Here is an 18,104-nt window from a genome sequence, read left to right as displayed (position 1 = left end):
CGCGAACCTGCGGTTCGTCGTGGCATGGTGTGGTGCGTTGAAGGCCCCACCGCGAACGGTGGAGCCTTCAGGCATTACCGATATCAGCCCAGCATGCCGTGGCTGGCGACGCCGGCCGGCGGCCAGTTCTCCAGCTTCATGCCGAGCGACAGGCCGCGCTGAGCCAGCACTTCCTTGATCTCGGTGAGCGACTTCTTGCCCAGGTTCGGGGTCTTCAGCAGCTCCACTTCGGTCTTCTGGATCAGATCGCCGATGTAGTAGATGCTTTCAGCCTTCAGGCAGTTGGCCGAACGCACGGTCAGCTCCAGATCGTCGATCGGGCGCAGCAGCACCGGATCCACGCCGTTGTTGGCCGGCTTGGCCGCACCGCGGTCACGGTGGGTGAAGTCACCGAACACCGACAGCTGGTCGCTGAGGATGTCGGCGGCGGTGCGCACGGCTTCCTCGGCGTCGATGGTGCCGTTGGTCTCGATATCGATGACCAGCTTGTCCAGGTCGGTACGCTGTTCGACGCGGGCCGCTTCCACGGCATAGGCGACGCGGCGGACCGGCGAGAACGAGGCATCCAGGACCAGGCGGCCGATGGCACGGGTTTCTTCGTCCGGACGACGACGCGCGGCAGCCGGCTGGTAGCCGAAACCACGTTCGATCTTCAGACGCATGTTGATCGCCGTATCCTTGGTCAGGTGGCAGATCACATGGTCGCCGTTCAGGATCTCCACATTGTGGTCGACCTTGATGTCGGCAGCGGTGACAACGCCCGGGCCCTGCTTGGACAGGGACAGGGTGGCGCTGTCGCCGGAGTGCATACGGATTGCCACGTCCTTCAGGTTCAGCAGGACTTCGAGCACGTCCTCCTGCAGACCTTCGACCGTGGTGTACTCATGCAACACGCCGTCGATTTCGACTTCCGTGATGGCGAAGCCCGGGATGGACGACAGCAGCACGCGACGCAGGGCATTACCCAGCGTATGCCCGTAACCCCGCTCCAAAGGTTCGATAACGACCTTTGCACGGGTGTCGGTAAGGCGTTCGATCTGCGGACCGCGAGGACGCAGAACCTGGTTGGCGGTAACCGTCATGTTGCGGGTTCTCCTAGTGAACCCCCGGCCGTCGCCGGGGGCTCTCCAATGATGAATTACTTCGAATACAGCTCGACGATCAGCGCTTCGTTGATGTCCGCAGGCAGATCCGAACGATCCGGAACAGCCTTGAAGATGCCGGTGAACTTGCCGGAATCCACTTCAACCCACGACGGGCTCAGGTCATGCTGGGCGGCGACGGTCAGGGCTTCCTGGACGCGCAGCTGCTTGGCAGCCTTTTCGGACAGGGCGATGGCGTCGCCAGCCTTGACCTGGTACGAAGCCAGGTTGACCGACTTGCCATTCACGGTGACGCCGCGGTGCGACACCAGCTGACGGGCAGCCGGACGGGTCACGGCGAAGCCCATGCGGTAGACGACGTTGTCCAGGCGGGTTTCCAGCAGCTGCAGCAGGTTCTCGCCGGTGTTGCCCTTCTTGGTCGAGGCCTTCTTGTAGTAGTTGCGGAACTGACGCTCCAGCAGGCCGTAGATACGCTTGACCTTCTGCTTTTCACGCAGCTGGGTGGCGTAGTCGGACAGCTTGCCCTTGCGGGCAGTGGCGCCGTGCTGGCCGGGCTTCTGCTCCAGCTTGCACTTCGAGTCCAGCGCACGCGCCGGGCTCTTCAGGGACAGGTCGGCGCCTTCGCGACGGGCGAGCTTACAGGTAGGACCGATATAACGAGCCATTTCTTATCGCTCCCTTTAGACGCGACGCTTCTTCGGCGGACGGCACCCGTTGTGCGGGATAGGCGTCACGTCGATGATGTTGGTGATCTTGTAGCCGACGTTGTTCAACGAACGCACGGCCGACTCACGGCCCGGACCCGGGCCCTTGATGCGGACTTCCAGCGACTTCACGCCGTAGTCCAGCGCAGCACGACCGGCCTTTTCAGCAGCCACCTGGGCAGCGAACGGGGTCGACTTGCGCGAACCGCGGAAGCCAGCGCCACCGGAGGTCGCCCACGACAGAGCGTTGCCCTGGCGGTCGGTGATGGTGACGATGGTGTTGTTGAACGAAGCGTGGACGTGGGCAACGCCGTCGGTGACGACGCGCTTGATCTTCTTCTTGGTCTTAGCAGCGGGCTTAGCCATTTCTCAGTCCCTTACTTCTTGATCGCCTTGCGCGGACCCTTGCGGGTGCGGGCGTTGGTACGGGTGCGCTGGCCACGCAGCGGGAGGCCACGACGGTGACGCAGGCCGCGGTAGCAGCCCAGGTCCATCAGGCGCTTGATCGCGATACCGATTTCACGGCGCAGATCGCCTTCCACGATGTACTTGCCGACTTCGGCGCGCAGGCGCTCGATTTCCGGCTCCGACAGATCGCGGATCTTGGTGGTCGAAGCAACGCCTGCGACTTCGCAGACCTTCTTCGAACGGGTACGGCCGATGCCGTAAATGCTTTGCAACCCGACCCAGACGTGCTTCTGGGCTGGCAGGTTGACGCCTGCAATACGCGCCATGACGCGGTTCTCCAGCTGAGTGATGGCCGACAGCGCGCCTCGGGCACGCCAATCCGGCAGGATGGATCAAAAAAGTGAACTAGCGATACTAACAAGGTTCCGGTTTACATGGAAGCCCGTGAAACCATTGGTTTCATGAACCCGGCCTGGGGAGTGTGCCCAGGCTCCGGCGCCGGATGGGGTTGGACCTGGAGTTTCCCCCGGGGCCGCCCGCGCTACTCCAGCGCGGGACCACCTCATCACACCCCCACCCGGAACCGCTGCGGGGGCCGCCCTTCGTTTGTGTGGCCGGAGTCCGCGAAGCGGAGGGACCATCACGTCAGGAAGACGAAAGTATAACAGGCCTATCAGCCGCGGGCAAAACCGCCGCGGTTGCCACCCTTCAGGTTGGCCTTCTTCAGCAGGCTCTCGTACTGGTGGGACATCAGGTGCGCTTGCACCTGGGCGATGAAGTCCATCACCACCACCACCACGATCAGCAGCGACGTACCACCGAAGTAGAACGAGGCGTTCAGCTGCGTGCGCATCAGTTCCGGCAGCAGGCAGACGATCACCAGGTACGCCGAGCCAGCCGCGGTCAGGCGGGTCAGCACGCCGTCGATGTAGTCGGCGGTGGCCTTGCCCGGACGGATGCCTGGAATCAGCGCGCCGGACTTCTTCAGGTTGTCGGCGGTTTCCTGCGAGTTGAACACCAGCGCGGTATAGAAGAACGCGAAACCGGTGATCAGCGCAGCGAACACGATCATGTGCAGCGGCTCGCCCGGGCCCAGGGCGTTGGCGACCTTCTGCAGGACCTGGCCGAAGCTGCTCTGGTTGGCGGCCTGGCCGGACCACATGGCCAGGGTGGCCGGGAAGGCCAGCAGGCTCGAGGCAAAGATCGCCGGGATGACGCCGGCCATGTTGAGCTTCAGCGGCAGGAACGAGGTCTGGTTCATGTACGCGTTGCGACCGCCCTGGCGGCGCGCGTAATTCACCGTGATCCGGCGCTGGCCACGCTCGACGAACACCACGAAGAAGGTGAAGGCGAGCACGACGATGGCGATCAGCAGCAGCTGGATGAACTGGATGTTGCCGTCGCGGTAGGCGTCGAAGGTGTGGATGACCGCACCCGGCAGGCCCGCAACGATACCGGCGAAGATGATCAGCGACACGCCGTTGCCGATGCCGCGCTCGGTGACCTGCTCACCGACCCACATCAGGAACATGGTGCCGGCGGTCAGTGCGACCACGGCGGTGAGCACGAAGCCCATGCCCGGCGCATACACGACCGGAGCGCCCGACGGCGAGACCTGGCCCTGCAGGGCCAGTGCGATCGAGCCGCCCTGCACCACCGCCAGCAGCACGGCGCCGATGCGCGAATACTGGGTGATCTTGCGGCGACCGGACTCACCTTCCTTCTGCATCGCCTTCAGGGCGGGGAAGATGTGCACGGCCAGCTGCATCACGATCGATGCCGAGATGTACGGCATCACGTTCAGCGCGAAGATGCTGAAACGGTGCAGGGCGCCGCCCGAGAACATGTTGAACATGTCCACGATGCCGCCGCCCTGCGTTTGCATCATGGCAAGCATGGCATCGGGATTGACGCCCGGCACCGGCACGTAGCAGCCGATGCGATAGACGATCAAAGCCCCGACGACGAACAGCAAACGTTGGCGAAGTTCAGTGAACTTGCCCATTCCGCCCGCGAGGTTACCGATGCCAGCTTGCGCCATGATTTTCTTACTCCGTTACGCTGCCGCCGGCAGCTTCGATCGCGGCCTTGGCACCAGCCGTGGCAGCAATACCCTTCAGGGTGAACGCCTTGGTCACTTCGCCCTTGACGACGACCTTGGCCTTCTTTGCGGTGCTCGGGACCAGCTTGGCAGCACGCAGGGCGGCGAAGTCGATCTCACCGGCCGGCAGCTTGTCCAGCGCGTACAGCAGCACTTCAGCGGTATCCTTGGCGATCGGCGAACGGAAGCCGATCTTCGGCAGACGACGCTGCATGGGGGTCTGGCCGCCTTCGAAGCCAGCCTTGATCTTGCCGCCACCCTTACGGGCGAACGAACCCTTGTGGCCGCGGCCGGCAGTCTTGCCCAGGCCCGAGCCGATACCGCGACCGACGCGGGTGCGCTCGGTGCGGGCGCCCGGTGCCGGGCTCAGTTCATTGAGACGCAGAGTCATGGTCGATTACTCCTCAACCTGGACGAGGTACTGAACCTTGTTGATCAGGCCGCGTACCTGCGGGCTGTCCTTCAGTTCACGCACATCGTTGAGCTTGTTCAGGCCCAGGGCACGCACCGACAGGCGGTGACGCGACTGGGTACCACGCAGGCCACGCACCAGGCGGACCTTCACAGTCTTGTTGGACTCATTAGCCATGGTTGAGTTCCTCCACCTTCTTGCCGCGCTTGGCCGCGATGCGAGCCGGCGACTGCGCAGCAGACAGGCCCTTCACGGTGGCACGCACCAGGTTGATCGGGTTGCGCGAACCGGTGGCCTTGGCCAGCACGTTCTTCACGCCAACGGCTTCCAGCACGGCGCGCATGGCACCGCCGGCGATCACGCCGGTACCTTCCGAAGCCGGCTGCATGAACACGCGGGCTGCGCCGTGACCATCCTTGATGGTGTGCCACAGGGTGCCGTTGTTCAGGTCAACGCTGACCAGGTTCTTGCGGGCCTGCTCCATCGACTTCTGGATGGCAACCGGCACTTCGCGGGCCTTGCCATAACCGAAACCGACCTTGCCTTCGCCGTCGCCGACAACGGTCAGGGCGGTGAAGGTGAACTGGCGGCCACCCTTGACGGTCTTGCTGACGCGATTGACCGCGACCAGCTTTTCGATCATGCCGTCGTCGATCTTCTCTTCGCGGTTACGGTCGCGATCGCGACCCCGCTGCTGACGCTCTTCTGCCATGTTGATTCCTTGGTTGTTTGGGTATGTACGGCTCGGGGCCGCTTATGGTTGTGGAGTGACGCGTCGTTCCGGTGGACCGCTGCAGAAGAGCGGCGCCGTCCAGCCTCACTCAGGCTGGCGAGCAGGCGGGCAGGAGGCCATCAGCCCCCTGCCCTTATCCCTTAGAACTGCAGGCCGGCTTCGCGGGCGGCTTCTGCCAGGGCCTTGATGCGGCCGTGGTAGCGGTAACCCGAACGATCGAAGGCAACCTTCTCGACGCCGGCGGCCTTGGCGCGCTCAGCGACGATGCGGCCAACCTTGGCAGCGGCATCGGCGTTCTTGCCGTTCTTCAGGCCTTCCATGACGTCGGTCTGGGTGGTGTTGGCAGCAGCCAGCACCTTGGAACCGTCGGCGGTGAAGACCTGGGCGTACAGGTGCTGGCCGGTGCGCAGCACCGACAGGCGGGCGACGCCGAGCTCACGGATGTGGGCGCGGGTCGACTTGGCGCGACGCAGGCGGGCGATGTTCTTGTTCATGATGTTTTTCCCTTGAAAGCGGAAGCGCCTATTAGGCCTTCTTGGCTTCCTTACGGATGATGACTTCGTCGGAGTACTTCACGCCCTTGCCCTTGTACGGCTCCGGCTTGCGGAACGCACGGATCTTGGCGGCAACTTCACCGACGACCTGCTTGTCAGCGCCCTGGACCAGGATCTCGGTCTGGGTCGGGGTGGTGATGGTGATGCCTTCCGGCGCCACGAACACGACCGGGTGCGAGAAACCGAGCGACAGGCTCAGGTCCTTGCCCTGCATGGCAGCACGGTAACCCACGCCGACCAGTTCCAGCTTGCGCTCGAAGCCTTCGGACACGCCCTTGACCATGTTGGCCAGGATCGCACGCACGGTACCGGTCAGCGCGACCAGGTCGGCGCTCTCGGTGCTCAGGGTGGCAACGCCGCTGTCGACGTTGATGGCAATACCGGCCGGCTTGACCAGCGACAGGGTGCCCTTCGGGCCCTTGACGGTGATGCTTTCCGACTGGACGTTCAGTTCGACCTTACCCAGGGTGATGGGCTTCTTGGCTACGCGGGACATAGTTCTACTCCTTTCGCCTTAGGCCACGAAGCACAGGACTTCGCCGCCGACGCCCAGCTGGCGCGCCTGCGCATCAGTCATGATGCCCTTGGAGGTGGAAATGATGGAGATACCCAGGCCATTCATGACCTTCGGCAGCTCGCTCTTGCCGCGGTACTGGCGCAGGCCCGAACGCGAGAAGCGCTTCAGGGTCGCGATGACCGGCTTGCCTTCGAAATACTTCAGCACGATTTCCAGCTCGGACTTGTTGTTTTCCAGCTGGGTCACGCGCAGGTCGGTGATGTAACCCTCGTCCTTCAGGACCTGGGCGATCGCAACCTTGATCTTGGACGACGGGGCTTTCACCGTCTGCTTGCCAACCGCGGCCGCATTCTTGATGCGGACCAGCAGGTCGGCGATGGGATCAGTCATGCTCATATGAGTACCTTTGAGTGCACCGATATCCGCTTTCGCGAAAATCTGTTGTCTCCTGGAAACGGGCCAGGTCCCTTGATGCAGCGGGCCAGAAGCCCACTCCCACAACCCCGTCTGCACAGGGCAAGACGCGGGAGTATACGCCAAAAGAGCCCGACTTGCGTCGGGCTCTTCGGGTTTTTTCACAGAAAGGAAGCTGAACGCCTCCCCTCCCCGGTTCAGCGGCCCCCGCAGGGGCTGCTGATCGCAGGGCCGACTGGGATTACCAGCTGGCCTTGCGCAGACCCGGGACGTCGCCACGCATGGTGGCTTCGCGCAGCTTGTTACGGCCCAGGCCGAACTTGCTGTAGACGCCACGCGGACGACCCGACAGCTCGCAACGGTTGCGCTGGCGGCTCGGCGACGAATCGCGCGGCAGCTTGGCCAGCTTGGTTGCGGCGTCGATCTTCTCTTCGTAGGTCGCATCCACGGAGGACACGATCTTCTTCAGAGCCGCACGCTTCTCAGCGTACTTCTTGGCCAGCTTTTCCCGCTTGATGTCGCGGTTGACCATGGAGGTCTTTGCCATTTCGGTTTCCTCGACAGATCAGTTACGGAACGGGAACTTGAACGCTGCCAGCAGCGCCTTCGCTTCCGCGTCGGTCTTCGCAGTGGTGGTGATGGCGATATCCATACCGCGGATCGCGTCGACGGCGTCGAAGTCGATTTCCGGGAAGATGATCTGTTCCTTCACACCCATGTTGAAGTTGCCGCGGCCGTCGAAGGAACGACCGGAAACACCACGGAAGTCGCGCACGCGCGGCAGCGAGATGTTGATCAGACGATCCAGGAACTCGTACATCTTGTGGCGACGCAGCGTGGTCTTGCAGCCGATCGGCCAACCATCACGGATCTTGAACGACGCAACCGAGATACGCGACTTGGTGACAACCGGCTTCTGGCCGGAAATCTTGGTCATGTCCGCGACGGCGTTTTCCAGGATCTTCTTGTTGGTGGCAGCCTCGCCGACACCCATGTTCAGGGTGACCTTGACGAGCTTCGGTACTTCCATCGGATTGGTGTAGCCGAACTGCTTCATCAGCGCCGGCACCACTTCTTCCTTGTAGATCTTTTCGAGACGGGAAGTCATCTTCACATTCCTCAGGCGTCGAGCGCCTCACCGCTGGAGCGGAACACACGCAGTTTGCGTCCATCCTCCAGCACCTTGAAGCCAACGCGTTCGCCCTTGCCCGAAGCCGGGTTCAGCACGTTCACGTTGGAGATATGGATCGAAGCTTCGCGCTCGACCACGCCGCCGGCAACACCTGCCTGCGGGTTCGGCTTGGTGTGGCGCTTGACGATGTTCACGTTGGCGACGACCACACGGTCGCCGTCGACGCGGACGACTTCGCCCTGCTTGCCCTTGTCCTTGCCAGCGTTGACGACAACCTGGTCGCCCTTCTTGATACGGTTAGCCATGATTATCTCCTGTCGCTCACAGCACTTCGGGAGCGAGCGAGACGATCTTCATGAACTTCTCCGAACGAAGTTCACGGGTCACCGGCCCGAAGATACGGGTACCGATCGGCTCCTGCTTGTTGTTCAGCAGGACGGCAGCGTTGCCGTCGAAGCGGATCAGCGAACCGTCGGCGCGACGCACACCCTTGCGGGTACGCACCACGACGGCGTCATACACTTCACCCTTCTTGACCTTGCCGCGCGGAATCGCATCCTTCACGGTGACCTTGATGATGTCGCCGATGCCGGCGTAACGGCGCTTGGAACCACCCAGCACCTTGAAGCACATCACCTGCTTGGCACCCGAATTGTCCGCGACGTCAAGGTAGCTCTGCATCTGGATCATGATTCAGACTCCTTATTCAGCCGCACGCGTGATGACTTCCACCACGCGCCAGTTCTTGGTCTTGGACATCGGAGCAATCTCGGTCACGCGGACGACATCGCCTTCCTTGCAGGCGTTGTCGGCATCGTGGGCGTGCAGCTTCGTCGAGCGCTTGATGTACTTGCCGTACAGCGCGTGCTTGACCTGACGCTCAACCAGGACGGTAACCGTCTTGTCCATCTTGTTGCTGACGACACGGCCTTCGACCGTGCGCAGCGTCTTCTTTTCAGTATTGTCGCTCATAGCGGCCATCCTTACTTCGTGCTGCCGAGCAGGGTCTTGACGCGAGCAATCTCGCGACGGACCCGGCGAATGTCGTGGGTCTTCGGCAGCTGGCCGGTGACCTGCTGCATACGGACAGAGAACTGTTCCTTACGCAGGTCGATCAGGTGGGCCTTGAGTTCGTCAGCCGACTTTTCACGGAGAGTTTTGATATCCATCAGCGCACCGTACGGGTCACGAAAGTGGTGGTGACCGAGAGCTTGGCGGCGGCCAGGCGGAACGCCTCGCGAGCCACTTCCTCGGAAACACCCTCGATTTCATAGATCATGCGGCCGGGCTGGATCTGGGCCACCCAGTATTCCACGTTACCCTTACCAGAACCCATTCGGACTTCGATGGGCTTCTTGGTGATGGGCTTGTCGGGGAACACGCGGATCCACATCTTGCCGCCGCGCTTGACGTAGCGGCTGATCGAGCGGCGGGCCGCTTCGATCTGACGCGCGGTCAGCTGACCGTGTGCGGTTGCCTTCAGGCCGTATTCGCCGAAGCTGACAGCGTTGGCGCTCCAGCTCAGGCCATCGTTACGGCCCTTGTGTACCTTGCGGTACTTGGTTCGCTTGGGTTGCAACATTGTCGTTACCTCGCTTCACGGGCCGGGCGCTGACGGTCACCACGGTCGCCGCGATCGTGACGATCGTTGCGCGACGGGGTGTCGTCCTGCTTTTCCTGGCCAACCTGGGAGAAATCGAAGACCTCGCCCTTGTAGATCCAGACCTTGATGCCGATGATGCCGTAGGTCGTCTTGGCTTCAGCGAAGCCATAGTCGATGTCGGCACGCAGGGTGTGCAGCGGCACGCGGCCTTCGCGGTACCACTCCGAACGGGCGATTTCTGCACCGTTGAGGCGGCCACCGACGTTGACCTTGATACCCAGGGCACCCAGGCGCATCGCGTTGCCGACCGAGCGCTTCATTGCACGGCGGAACATGATGCGACGCTCCAGCTGCTGGGCGATCGACTCGGCAACGAGCTGCGCGTCCAGTTCCGGCTTGCGCACTTCGGTGACGTTGATGTGCGCCGGGACGCCCATCATCTCGCTCACTTCCTTGCGCAGCTTCTCGATGTCCTCACCGCGCTTGCCGATCACCACGCCCGGACGGGCGGTGTGGATCGTCACGCGAGCGGTCTTGGCCGGACGCTCGATCAGGATCTTGCTGATGCCGGCCTGGGCCAGCTTCTTGCGCAGCATTTCGCGCACTTTCAGGTCGGCTGCCAGGTAACCGGCGAACTCGGCCTTGTTGGCGTACCACTTGGAGTTCCAGTCCTTGGAAATGCCGAGGCGGATACCAATCGGATGAACTTTATGACCCATGGTCTTTTCCTTATCCGCTTACTTGGCGGCGCCCACAACCACAGTGATGTGGCTGGTGCGCTTGAGGATGCGGGTACCGCGGCCTTTCGCCCGCGCCATGAAACGCTTCAGGGTCGGACCTTCATCAACCATGATGGTCTGAACCTTCAGCTCGTCGACGTCGGCGCCCTGGTTGTTCTCGGCGTTGGCAATTGCCGACTCCACCACCTTCTTGATCAGGTGGGCAGCCTTCTTGTCCGAGAACTTCAGCAGGTTGACCGCACGTTCGGCCGGCAGACCGCGCACCTGGTCAGCGACCAGACGAGCCTTCTGCGGGGAGATGCGCGCAGTGCGCAGGATGGCTTTCGCTTCCATTGTCATCTCTCCTTACTTGCCCGACTTCTTGTCACCACCGTGACCCTTGAAGGTCCGGGTGATGGCAAATTCGCCGAGCTTGTGGCCGACCATGTTCTCGTTGACGAGAACCGGGATGTGGTTCTTGCCGTTATGCACGGCAATGGTGATGCCTACCATGTCAGGCAGGATCATCGAACGGCGCGACCAGGTCTTGATCGGCTTCTTGCTGCCCGCAGCGGCCTCCACCTTCTTGACGAGGTGGTGATCGACGAACGGGCCCTTCTTGAGTGAACGTGCCATGGTCGATTAGCCCCTACGATCGCGGACGATGAACTGCTGAGTGCGCTTGTTATGGCGCGTCTTGTAACCCTTGGTCGGAACACCCCACGGGGTGACCGGATGCGGGTTACCCTGGCCGGCCTTGGCCTCACCACCACCGTGCGGGTGGTCAACCGGGTTCATGGCAGCACCACGAACGGTCGGGCGGACGCCGCGCCAACGCTTGGCACCGGCCTTGCCCAGCTTTTCCAGGCTGTGCTCGTCGTTGCCGACTTCGCCGATGGTGGCGCAGCACTCGACCGGAACCTTACGCATTTCACCCGAGCGCAGGCGCAGGGTGGCGTAGATGCCTTCGCGAGCCACCAGCTGCACGGCCGCACCGGCGGCGCGAGCGATCTGAGCGCCCTTGCCCGGCTTCAGTTCGATGCAGTGGATGGTGGTGCCGACCGGGATGTTGCGCAGCGGCAGGGTGTTGCCGGCCTTGATCGGGGCGTCCGAACCAGCGATCACCTGATCACCGGCCTTCAGACCCTTCGGGGCGATGATGTAGCGACGCTCACCGTCGACGTAGCACAGCAGGGCGATGTGGGCGGTGCGGTTCGGATCGTATTCGATGCGTTCCACGCGCGCCGGAATGCCCAGCTTGTTGCGCTTGAAGTCGATGATGCGGTAGTGCTGCTTGGCACCACCACCGACGTGACGCACGGTGATGCGGCCATGGTGGTTACGACCACCCGAGCGGCTCTGCGACTCGACCAGTGCGGCGTGCGGAGCACCCTTGTGCAGGTCGGGGGTGACCACGCGCACGGCCGAACGGCGGCCGGGGGAGGTGGGCTTGAATTTCATCAATGGCATGGGATGTACCTCAGGCCTTGGCCGTTACATCGATCGACTGGCCGTCGGCCAGGCGAACGTACGCCTTGCGCCAATCGCCGCGGCGGCCAGCACGGTTACGGAAGGACTTGTTCTTGCCCTTGACGTTGACCACGTTGACGGCTTCGACCTTGACGTCGAACAGCTGCTCAACCGCGGCCTTTACATCGGCCTTGGTGGCTTCGTTCGAAACTTCGAAGACATACTGATTGGAGAGTTCCTGCAGGCGCGCGGTCTTTTCGGAGACACGCGGGGCACGCAGCACGCTGAAGATTTTTTCGTTGCTGTTCATGCCAGCCACTCCTCGACCTTCTTGACCGCGTCAGCGGTGATGACGACCGTGTCGGCACCAACCAGCGAGACCGGATCCAGACCCTGGACGTCACGCACCTGCACGTACGGCAGATTGCGGGCGGACAGGTACAGGTGCTCGGACGCTTCTTCGGTGACGATCAGCGGGCGCTTGCCCACTTCCAGGCCGGCCAGCTTGGCGATCAGACCCTTCGTGTTGGTCACTTCGACATCGAAGGACTCCACGATGGTCAGACGGCCCTGACGGTTCAGCTCGGACAGGATCGCGCACATGGCGGCACGGTACTGCTTACGATTGACCTTCTGCTCGAAGCTGCGCGGCTTGGCCGCGAAGGTGACACCGCCGCCGACGAAGATCGGAGCCGTCAGTGCGCCATGACGCGCGCCGCCGCCCTTCTGCTTCTTCGACTTCTTGGTGGTACCAGCCACTTCGGAGCGAGTCTTCTGTGCCTTGGTGCCGGCGCGACCGGCGTTGCGGTAGGCAACGACGACCTGGTGGACCAGATCTTCGCTGAAATCGCGACCGAACACGGCGTCGGAGACCGAGACCTTGTTGTTGCTACCCGTGATAACGAGTTCCATCGTCATCTCTCCTTATGCCTTGCTCGCCGGACGGACGATCACGTCGCCACCCGCCGCGCCCGGAACGGCGCCGCGAACGGCGATCAGACCGCGCTCGACGTCGACCTTGACCACTTCCAGGTTCTGGGTGCTCTGCTGCACCGCGCCCATGTGGCCCGACATCTTCTTGCCCGGGAAAACGCGACCCGGGGTCTGGCGCTGACCCAGCGAACCCGGCGCGCGATGCGACAGCGAGTTACCGTGGGTTGCATCGCCCATACGGAAGTTGTGGCGCTTGATGGTGCCCTGGAAGCCCTTACCCTTGGTGACACCCTGGACGTCGACGATCTGGCCGACTTCGAAGATGTCCGCCTTGACTTCGCCGCCAACGGCGAAATCGCCGAGCTGCGCGTCTTCAACGCGGAATTCCCACAGGCCACGACCCGCTTCCACCTTCGCCTTGGCGAAGTGGCCGGCTTCCGGCTTGTTGACCAGGGCAGCGCGACGCGCGCCGACGGTCACCTGCACGGCGCTGTAGCCGTCGGTTTCGACGGTCTTGATCTGCGCGATGCGGTTCGGGGTTGCTTCGATCAGGGTCACCGGGATGGAGCGGCCATCTTCAGTGAACACGCGGCTCATGCCAGCCTTGCGGCCCACGAAGCCCAACGAATACTTCTTCGTCATGGTCGTAGTCCTCAGGTCAGCTTGATCTGAACGTCGACGCCGGCAGCCAGTTCGAGCTTCATCAGCGCGTCCACGGTCTTGTCATTCGGGTCAACGATATCGAGCACGCGCTTGTGCGTGCGGGTCTCGTACTGGTCACGCGCGTCCTTGTCGACGTGCGGGGAGACGAGAACGGTGTAACGCTCGATCTTGGTCGGCAGCGGGATCGGGCCACGCACTTGCGCGCCGGTCCGCTTTGCCGTTTCAACGATCTCGCTGGCCGAACGGTCGATCAGACGATGATCGAACGCTTTCAGCCGGATCCGGATCTTTTGGTCCGCCATGGCGGTAGGTTCCTTCGTTAAAAGAGCGACAGACAAAGCCTCTGGGTTGCTTTGCCCCATGAAATTCCTGAATACGGACGGCCCGCACTCCTGCAGGCCGACAAGGTCACTCCATAGACCTCAAAAACGTAGGCAGACCAGTTTCCCGGCCTGCCCAGACGTAGAAGCATAATGGCACGCAAGGCAGCTGTCAACAGTCGCCTGTTGACGCCGCCTGAATGGCATTGACCCTTCCTGGTCCGGGGAACACAAGGCACGTCCTGTGCCTGCTTTCCCATTTGATACGCCCCGATGCCCTACCCAGGCAACATCGGGGCGCAGATACTACCAGATTACTCGATGATCTTCGAGACCACGCCGGCGCCGACGGTACGGCCGCCTTCGCGGATGGCGAAGCGCAGGCCTTCGTCCATGGCCACCGGGTTGATCAGGGTGACGACCATCTTGACGTTGTCACCCGGCATCACCATTTCGACGCCTTCCGGCAGTGCAGCGGCGCCGGTGATGTCGGTGGTGCGGAAGTAGAACTGCGGACGGTAGCCGTTGAAGAACGGGGTGTGACGGCCGCCCTCGTCCTTCGACAGGACGTAGACTTCGCCTTCGAACTTGGTGTGCGGCTTGATCGTGCCCGGCTTGGCCAGCACCTGGCCACGCTCGACGTCGTCACGCTTGGTGCCGCGCAGCAGCAGGCCAGCGTTGTCGCCTGCCTGACCCTGGTCCAGCAGCTTGCGGAACATTTCAACGCCGGTGACGGTGGTCTTCTGCACCGGACGGATGCCGACGATTTCGATTTCGTCGCCAACCTTGATCACGCCGCGCTCGATACGACCGGTCACCACGGTGCCGCGGCCCGAGATCGAGAACACGTCTTCCACCGGCATCAGGAACGGCTTGTCGATCGCACGCTCCGGCTCCGGAATCCAGCTGTCCAGCGCGTCGACCAGCTTCAGGATGGCCGGCACGCCGATGTCGCTCTGGTCGCCTTCCAGCGCCAGGCGGGCCGAACCGGCGATGATCGGGGTGTCGTCGCCCGGGAACTCGTACTTGCTCAGCAGTTCGCGCACTTCCATCTCGACCAGCTCGAGCAGCTCGGCGTCGTCGACCATGTCAGCCTTGTTCAGGAACACGACGATGTACGGCACGCCGACCTGGCGCGACAGCAGGATGTGTTCACGGGTCTGCGGCATCGGGCCGTCAGCGGCCGAGCACACCAGGATCGCGCCGTCCATCTGGGCGGCACCGGTGATCATGTTCTTGACGTAGTCAGCGTGGCCCGGGCAATCGACGTGGGCGTAGTGACGGATCGGGGATTCGTATTCGACGTGCGCGGTCGAGATCGTGATACCACGCGCCTTTTCTTCCGGCGCGGCGTCGATCGAGGAGTAATCCTTGAACTCGCCACCGAAGCGCTCGGCACCGATCTTGGTCAGTGCGGCGGTCAGCGTGGTCTTGCCGTGGTCGACGTGACCGATGGTGCCGACGTTGACGTGCGGCTTGGTGCGCTCGAACTTACCCTTTGCCATTGTTCTATACCTTGATTGTTCGTAAGTGGTTTCAAGAGAGGCTGAGCGAGGCTCAGCCCTTCTTCATGACGGCTTCGGCGATGTTGGTCGGAGCCGGCTCGTAGTGATCGAATTCCATGGTGAAGGTGGCGCGGCCCTGGGTCTGCGAACGCAGCGCAGTGGCGTAGCCGAACATTTCACCCAGCGGGATCATCGCGTTGATGATGCTGGCCGAACCGTCACCGGTGGTGTCGGAACCCTGCAGCACGCCGCGACGACGGCTGACGTCGCCCATCACGTCACCCTGGTAATCCTCCGGGGTCACGATCTCGACCTTCATGATCGGCTCCAGCAGCACCGGCTTGGCCTTGGCGAAGCCCTGCTTGAAGGCCATCGACGAAGCCAGCTTGAACGCCATTTCCGAGGAGTCGACGTCGTGGTACGAACCGAACACCAGCTTCACCTTGACGTCCACGACCGGGAAGCCAGCCAGCGGACCGCTGGTGATGGTTTCGCGCAGGCCCTTTTCAACCGACGGAATAAATTCCTTCGGGATCACGCCGCCGGTGATGTCGTTGATGAACAGGAAGTCGTCCTTGATGGCCGGAGCCAGCTTCGGATCGGCACGGTCGGCAGCGGTGATCGGCGACAGCTCGATCACGACGTGACCGTACTGACCCTTACCACCGGACTGCTTGGCGTGCTTGTAGTCCGACTTGACGTCAGCCAGGGTGATGGTTTCGCGGTAGGCCACCTGCGGCGCGCCGACGTTGGCTTCAACGTTGAACTCGCGCTTCAGGCGGTCGACGATGATGTCCAGGTGCAGCTCGCCCATGCCCGAGATGATGGTCTGGCCGGATTCTTCGTCGGTCTTGACGCGGAACGACGGATCTTCCTGCGCCAGGCGACCCAGGGCCAGACCCATCTTTTCCTGGTCCGACTTGGTCTTCGGCTCGACGGCCATCGAGATCACCGGCTCCGGGAACGTCATGCGCTCCAGGATGATCGGGGCGTCCACGGCGCACAGGGTGTCACCGGTGGTGGTGTCCTTCAGGCCCACCGCCGCGGCGATGTCACCGGCCAGAACTTCCTTGATTTCCTCGCGGTTGTTCGAGTGCATCTGCAGGATGCGGCCGATGCGCTCCTTCTTGCCCTTCACCGAGTTCAGCACGGTGTCGCCACCGTTCAGGGTGCCCGAGTAGACACGGAAGAAGGTCAGCGCGCCGACGAACGGGTCGGTGATGATCTTGAAGGCCAGCGACGAGAACGGAGCCTTGTCGTCCGACTTGCGGGTCATTTCGACGGTGTCGTCGTCAACGTCCACGCCCTTCACGTCCGGCACGTCGACCGGCGACGGCAGCAGCTGGATCACGCCATCCAGCATGGCCTGCACGCCCTTGTTCTTGAAGGCCGAGCCGCAGTACATCGGCACGATCTCGGTGGCCAGGGTGCGGGTACGCAGCGCGCTGATGATTTCGGCCTCGGCCAGCTCTTCGCCGCCCAGGTACTTTTCCATCAGTTCTTCGCTGGCTTCAGCAGCGGTCTCGACCATGAACTGGCGAGCCTCTTCGGCAGCCGCCTGCAGTTCGGCCGGGATGTCGCTGTACTCGAACTTCATGCCCTGCGAAGCCTCATCCCAATGGATGGCCTTCATCTTCAGCAGGTCGACAACGCCCTTGAAGTTGTCTTCAGCGCCGATCGGCAGCTGCATCGGCACGGCAACGGCGCCCAGCTTGGCCTTCAGCTGGCCGACGACCTTCTGGAAGTTGGCACCGGTGCGGTCCATCTTGTTGACGAACGCGATGCGCGGCACGTGGTACTTGTTGGCCTGGCGCCACACGGTTTCCGACTGCGGCTGCACGCCACCGACGGCGCACAGGACGAAGACGGCACCGTCGAGCACGCGCAGCGAGCGCTCCACTTCGATGGTGAAGTCGACGTGCCCGGGGGTGTCGATGATGTTGAAGCGGTGCTCCGGCAGGGACTTGTCCATGCCCTTCCAGAACGCGGTGGTGGCAGCGGACTGGATCGTGATGCCACGCTCCTGCTCCTGCTCCATCCAGTCCATGGTGGCGGCGCCGTCGTGCACTTCACCGATCTTGTGGCTCTTGCCGGTGTAGAACAGGATGCGCTCGGACGTGGTGGTCTTGCCGGCATCGATGTGAGCCATGATGCCGAAGTTGCGGTAACGCTCGATGGGAGTGGAACGGGCCACGGGAGCCTCTCAGATTTCTTGGATTTCGGATGGCCGAACGCCGCCTTTCGGCGGCCTTCGGATTGGCGCAGTCCTTCTGGGACCGCGAGGCAGCACGCACCTAAGTGGAGCTGCCCTGCCTGTTTTACAAGGCCGTCAAACTCACCAGCGGTAGTGGGCGAAGGCCTTGTTGGCTTCGGCCATGCGGTGGGTTTCTTCGCGCTTCTTGATGGCGCCGCCACGGTTTTCCGAGGCGTCGATCAGCTCAGCAGCCAGCTTCTTCGGCATGGTGTTCTCGCCACGCTTGCGCGCGGAGTCGATCAGCCAGCGCATGGCCAGGGCCATCTTGCGCGACGAACGCACTTCGACCGGCACCTGGTAGGTGGCACCACCGACGCGGCGCGACTTGACTTCGACCGCCGGAGCGACGTTGTCCAGAGCCTTCTGCACCAGGTCAATGGCGTTGGCGCTGCTGTTCTTCTCGGTGATCACGTCCATGGCGCCGTACACGATCTTTTCGGCGACGGACTTCTTGCCGCTCTGCATGACCATGTTGATGAAGCGGGCGATGGTTTCGCTTCCGTGCTTCGGATCGGGCAGGACGGAACGCTGCGGAGTATTACCCTTACGCGACATAGTG

General features: G+C 62.6%; 29 protein-coding genes. All 29 read right to left on the bottom strand.

The annotated features are described in order from the left end of the window. Positions 1-83 precede the first annotated feature (83 nt). The 29 genes from ACUZUJ_RS04125 to rpsG all read right to left on the bottom strand — a co-directional run bounded on the left by ACUZUJ_RS04125 (position 84) and on the right by rpsG (position 18,100). On the bottom strand, positions 84-1,082 hold the full coding sequence (locus tag ACUZUJ_RS04125; RefSeq protein ID WP_005408216.1) for a DNA-directed RNA polymerase subunit alpha: 999 nt from the start codon (positions 1,080-1,082) through the stop codon (positions 84-86). 56 nt (positions 1,083-1,138) lie between these two features. Next, complete coding sequence (rpsD, locus tag ACUZUJ_RS04120) at positions 1,139-1,768, bottom strand: 30S ribosomal protein S4 (protein ID WP_004145446.1); 630 nt, start codon at positions 1,766-1,768, stop codon at positions 1,139-1,141. Between the two features lie 15 nt (positions 1,769-1,783). Next, on the bottom strand, positions 1,784-2,173 hold the full coding sequence (gene rpsK / locus ACUZUJ_RS04115) for a 30S ribosomal protein S11 (RefSeq protein ID WP_004145443.1): 390 nt from the start codon (positions 2,171-2,173) through the stop codon (positions 1,784-1,786). 11 nt (positions 2,174-2,184) lie between these two features. Continuing rightward, the gene (gene rpsM / locus ACUZUJ_RS04110; RefSeq protein ID WP_004154500.1) at positions 2,185-2,541 is read right to left on the bottom strand and encodes a 30S ribosomal protein S13; all 357 of its coding nucleotides are present in this window, start codon (positions 2,539-2,541) and stop codon (positions 2,185-2,187) included. Between the two features lie 347 nt (positions 2,542-2,888). Continuing rightward, positions 2,889-4,256 (bottom strand): preprotein translocase subunit SecY, encoded by a 1,368-nt coding sequence (gene secY / locus ACUZUJ_RS04105; RefSeq protein WP_101764976.1) that lies wholly within the window; start codon positions 4,254-4,256, stop codon positions 2,889-2,891. Positions 4,257-4,263: 7 nt separating this feature from the next. Next, complete coding sequence (rplO, locus tag ACUZUJ_RS04100) at positions 4,264-4,707, bottom strand: 50S ribosomal protein L15 (protein WP_004154498.1); 444 nt, start codon at positions 4,705-4,707, stop codon at positions 4,264-4,266. A gap of 6 nt (positions 4,708-4,713) precedes the next feature. Then, the gene (rpmD, locus tag ACUZUJ_RS04095) at positions 4,714-4,905 is read right to left on the bottom strand and encodes a 50S ribosomal protein L30 (protein ID WP_005408214.1); all 192 of its coding nucleotides are present in this window, start codon (positions 4,903-4,905) and stop codon (positions 4,714-4,716) included. Next, entirely contained in the window at positions 4,898-5,440 is a 543-nt protein-coding gene (gene rpsE, locus ACUZUJ_RS04090) for a 30S ribosomal protein S5 (RefSeq protein ID WP_005408213.1), read from the bottom strand. Before rpsE ends, rpmD begins: the two co-directional genes overlap by 8 nt. A 161-nt stretch (positions 5,441-5,601) precedes the next feature. Further along, entirely contained in the window at positions 5,602-5,955 is a 354-nt protein-coding gene (rplR, locus tag ACUZUJ_RS04085; protein ID WP_005408212.1) for a 50S ribosomal protein L18, read from the bottom strand. Positions 5,956-5,986: 31 nt separating this feature from the next. Further along, a complete protein-coding gene (gene rplF / locus ACUZUJ_RS04080; protein ID WP_049446764.1) occupies positions 5,987-6,511 on the bottom strand; it encodes a 50S ribosomal protein L6 in 525 nt (174 codons plus the stop codon). An 18-nt stretch (positions 6,512-6,529) separates the two neighbouring features. Continuing rightward, positions 6,530-6,928, bottom strand: a complete 399-nt coding sequence (gene rpsH / locus ACUZUJ_RS04075) for a 30S ribosomal protein S8 (protein ID WP_005408210.1) — start codon at positions 6,926-6,928, stop codon at positions 6,530-6,532. Between the two features lie 259 nt (positions 6,929-7,187). Beyond that, on the bottom strand, positions 7,188-7,493 hold the full coding sequence (gene rpsN / locus ACUZUJ_RS04070) for a 30S ribosomal protein S14 (protein ID WP_005408209.1): 306 nt from the start codon (positions 7,491-7,493) through the stop codon (positions 7,188-7,190). An 18-nt stretch (positions 7,494-7,511) separates the two neighbouring features. Next, positions 7,512-8,054 carry a 50S ribosomal protein L5 gene (gene rplE, locus ACUZUJ_RS04065; RefSeq protein ID WP_005415416.1) on the bottom strand — a complete coding sequence of 181 codons (543 nt, stop codon included), beginning with the start codon at positions 8,052-8,054 and terminating at the stop codon, positions 7,512-7,514. 11 nt (positions 8,055-8,065) lie between these two features. Beyond that, positions 8,066-8,383, bottom strand: a complete 318-nt coding sequence (gene rplX, locus ACUZUJ_RS04060) for a 50S ribosomal protein L24 (RefSeq protein ID WP_004154490.1) — start codon at positions 8,381-8,383, stop codon at positions 8,066-8,068. A 16-nt stretch (positions 8,384-8,399) separates the two neighbouring features. After that, positions 8,400-8,768, bottom strand: coding sequence for a 50S ribosomal protein L14 (rplN, locus tag ACUZUJ_RS04055; RefSeq protein ID WP_010483978.1), 369 nt, complete (start codon positions 8,766-8,768; stop codon positions 8,400-8,402). 12 nt (positions 8,769-8,780) lie between these two features. Further along, positions 8,781-9,050 (bottom strand): 30S ribosomal protein S17, encoded by a 270-nt coding sequence (rpsQ, locus tag ACUZUJ_RS04050; protein WP_004154489.1) that lies wholly within the window; start codon positions 9,048-9,050, stop codon positions 8,781-8,783. An 11-nt stretch (positions 9,051-9,061) separates the two neighbouring features. After that, a complete protein-coding gene (gene rpmC / locus ACUZUJ_RS04045) occupies positions 9,062-9,247 on the bottom strand; it encodes a 50S ribosomal protein L29 (protein ID WP_004154487.1) in 186 nt (61 codons plus the stop codon). Further along, entirely contained in the window at positions 9,247-9,660 is a 414-nt protein-coding gene (gene rplP, locus ACUZUJ_RS04040) for a 50S ribosomal protein L16 (RefSeq protein WP_004154486.1), read from the bottom strand. Before rplP ends, rpmC begins: the two co-directional genes overlap by 1 nt. 5 nt (positions 9,661-9,665) lie before the next feature. Then, positions 9,666-10,400: a 30S ribosomal protein S3 gene (rpsC, locus tag ACUZUJ_RS04035; protein ID WP_004145350.1), complete on the bottom strand. Its 735-nt coding sequence runs from the start codon at positions 10,398-10,400 to the stop codon at positions 9,666-9,668. 18 nt (positions 10,401-10,418) lie between these two features. Next, positions 10,419-10,754 (bottom strand): 50S ribosomal protein L22, encoded by a 336-nt coding sequence (gene rplV / locus ACUZUJ_RS04030; protein WP_004145348.1) that lies wholly within the window; start codon positions 10,752-10,754, stop codon positions 10,419-10,421. Between the two features lie 12 nt (positions 10,755-10,766). Beyond that, a complete protein-coding gene (rpsS, locus tag ACUZUJ_RS04025) occupies positions 10,767-11,036 on the bottom strand; it encodes a 30S ribosomal protein S19 (RefSeq protein ID WP_005415413.1) in 270 nt (89 codons plus the stop codon). Positions 11,037-11,042: 6 nt separating this feature from the next. Continuing rightward, positions 11,043-11,870 (bottom strand): 50S ribosomal protein L2, encoded by an 828-nt coding sequence (rplB, locus tag ACUZUJ_RS04020; RefSeq protein ID WP_004145339.1) that lies wholly within the window; start codon positions 11,868-11,870, stop codon positions 11,043-11,045. Between the two features lie 10 nt (positions 11,871-11,880). Then, positions 11,881-12,180: a 50S ribosomal protein L23 gene (rplW, locus tag ACUZUJ_RS04015; protein WP_004145338.1), complete on the bottom strand. Its 300-nt coding sequence runs from the start codon at positions 12,178-12,180 to the stop codon at positions 11,881-11,883. Next, entirely contained in the window at positions 12,177-12,782 is a 606-nt protein-coding gene (rplD, locus tag ACUZUJ_RS04010) for a 50S ribosomal protein L4 (protein ID WP_004145337.1), read from the bottom strand. The genes rplW and rplD overlap by 4 nt, the downstream gene beginning before the upstream one ends. Before the next feature lie 12 nt (positions 12,783-12,794). Continuing rightward, entirely contained in the window at positions 12,795-13,445 is a 651-nt protein-coding gene (rplC, locus tag ACUZUJ_RS04005) for a 50S ribosomal protein L3 (RefSeq protein WP_004145336.1), read from the bottom strand. A gap of 11 nt (positions 13,446-13,456) precedes the next feature. Beyond that, positions 13,457-13,768: a 30S ribosomal protein S10 gene (rpsJ, locus tag ACUZUJ_RS04000; protein WP_005408208.1), complete on the bottom strand. Its 312-nt coding sequence runs from the start codon at positions 13,766-13,768 to the stop codon at positions 13,457-13,459. 332 nt (positions 13,769-14,100) lie between these two features. Next, entirely contained in the window at positions 14,101-15,291 is a 1,191-nt protein-coding gene (gene tuf, locus ACUZUJ_RS03995; protein WP_014036096.1) for an elongation factor Tu, read from the bottom strand. A 52-nt stretch (positions 15,292-15,343) separates the two neighbouring features. Then, a complete protein-coding gene (gene fusA, locus ACUZUJ_RS03990; RefSeq protein WP_014036102.1) occupies positions 15,344-17,485 on the bottom strand; it encodes an elongation factor G in 2,142 nt (713 codons plus the stop codon). Between the two features lie 141 nt (positions 17,486-17,626). Continuing rightward, a complete protein-coding gene (gene rpsG, locus ACUZUJ_RS03985) occupies positions 17,627-18,100 on the bottom strand; it encodes a 30S ribosomal protein S7 (protein WP_014036101.1) in 474 nt (157 codons plus the stop codon). Between the last annotated feature and the right edge of the window lie 4 nt (positions 18,101-18,104).

Source organism: Stenotrophomonas sp. S4 (assembly GCF_054187805.2).
This window is presented reverse-complemented; position numbering and strand designations above follow the sequence as displayed.

Coding starts and splice junctions, on each gene's coding strand:
- rpsD (WP_004145446.1), bottom strand. CDS start 1,768: ATGGCTCGTTATATCGGTCCTACCTGTAAGCTCGCCCGTCGCGAAGGC.
- rplC (WP_004145336.1), bottom strand. CDS start 13,445: ATGACGAAGAAGTATTCGTTGGGCTTCGTGGGCCGCAAGGCTGGCATG.
- rpsQ (WP_004154489.1), bottom strand. CDS start 9,050: ATGAGCGACAATACTGAAAAGAAGACGCTGCGCACGGTCGAAGGCCGT.
- rpsH (WP_005408210.1), bottom strand. CDS start 6,928: ATGAGCATGACTGATCCCATCGCCGACCTGCTGGTCCGCATCAAGAAT.
- rplN (WP_010483978.1), bottom strand. CDS start 8,768: ATGATCCAGATGCAGAGCTACCTTGACGTCGCGGACAATTCGGGTGCC.
- rplV (WP_004145348.1), bottom strand. CDS start 10,754: ATGGAAGCGAAAGCCATCCTGCGCACTGCGCGCATCTCCCCGCAGAAG.
- rpsJ (WP_005408208.1), bottom strand. CDS start 13,768: ATGGCGGACCAAAAGATCCGGATCCGGCTGAAAGCGTTCGATCATCGT.
- rplX (WP_004154490.1), bottom strand. CDS start 8,383: ATGGCTAACCGTATCAAGAAGGGCGACCAGGTTGTCGTCAACGCTGGC.
- rpsG (WP_014036101.1), bottom strand. CDS start 18,100: ATGTCGCGTAAGGGTAATACTCCGCAGCGTTCCGTCCTGCCCGATCCG.
- rpmD (WP_005408214.1), bottom strand. CDS start 4,905: ATGGCTAATGAGTCCAACAAGACTGTGAAGGTCCGCCTGGTGCGTGGC.
- secY (WP_101764976.1), bottom strand. CDS start 4,256: ATGGCGCAAGCTGGCATCGGTAACCTCGCGGGCGGAATGGGCAAGTTC.
- rplO (WP_004154498.1), bottom strand. CDS start 4,707: ATGACTCTGCGTCTCAATGAACTGAGCCCGGCACCGGGCGCCCGCACC.
- rplE (WP_005415416.1), bottom strand. CDS start 8,054: ATGACTTCCCGTCTCGAAAAGATCTACAAGGAAGAAGTGGTGCCGGCG.
- rplB (WP_004145339.1), bottom strand. CDS start 11,870: ATGCCATTGATGAAATTCAAGCCCACCTCCCCCGGCCGCCGTTCGGCC.
- rpsC (WP_004145350.1), bottom strand. CDS start 10,400: ATGGGTCATAAAGTTCATCCGATTGGTATCCGCCTCGGCATTTCCAAG.
- rpmC (WP_004154487.1), bottom strand. CDS start 9,247: ATGGATATCAAAACTCTCCGTGAAAAGTCGGCTGACGAACTCAAGGCC.
- rplW (WP_004145338.1), bottom strand. CDS start 12,180: ATGAACAGCAACGAAAAAATCTTCAGCGTGCTGCGTGCCCCGCGTGTC.
- tuf (WP_014036096.1), bottom strand. CDS start 15,291: ATGGCAAAGGGTAAGTTCGAGCGCACCAAGCCGCACGTCAACGTCGGC.
- ACUZUJ_RS04125 (WP_005408216.1), bottom strand. CDS start 1,082: ATGACGGTTACCGCCAACCAGGTTCTGCGTCCTCGCGGTCCGCAGATC.
- rpsM (WP_004154500.1), bottom strand. CDS start 2,541: ATGGCGCGTATTGCAGGCGTCAACCTGCCAGCCCAGAAGCACGTCTGG.
- rplD (WP_004145337.1), bottom strand. CDS start 12,782: ATGGAACTCGTTATCACGGGTAGCAACAACAAGGTCTCGGTCTCCGAC.
- rpsN (WP_005408209.1), bottom strand. CDS start 7,493: ATGGCAAAGACCTCCATGGTCAACCGCGACATCAAGCGGGAAAAGCTG.
- rplR (WP_005408212.1), bottom strand. CDS start 5,955: ATGAACAAGAACATCGCCCGCCTGCGTCGCGCCAAGTCGACCCGCGCC.
- rplP (WP_004154486.1), bottom strand. CDS start 9,660: ATGTTGCAACCCAAGCGAACCAAGTACCGCAAGGTACACAAGGGCCGT.
- rpsE (WP_005408213.1), bottom strand. CDS start 5,440: ATGGCAGAAGAGCGTCAGCAGCGGGGTCGCGATCGCGACCGTAACCGC.
- rpsS (WP_005415413.1), bottom strand. CDS start 11,036: ATGGCACGTTCACTCAAGAAGGGCCCGTTCGTCGATCACCACCTCGTC.
- rplF (WP_049446764.1), bottom strand. CDS start 6,511: ATGTCCCGCGTAGCCAAGAAGCCCATCACCCTGGGTAAGGTCGAACTG.
- rpsK (WP_004145443.1), bottom strand. CDS start 2,173: ATGGCTAAGCCCGCTGCTAAGACCAAGAAGAAGATCAAGCGCGTCGTC.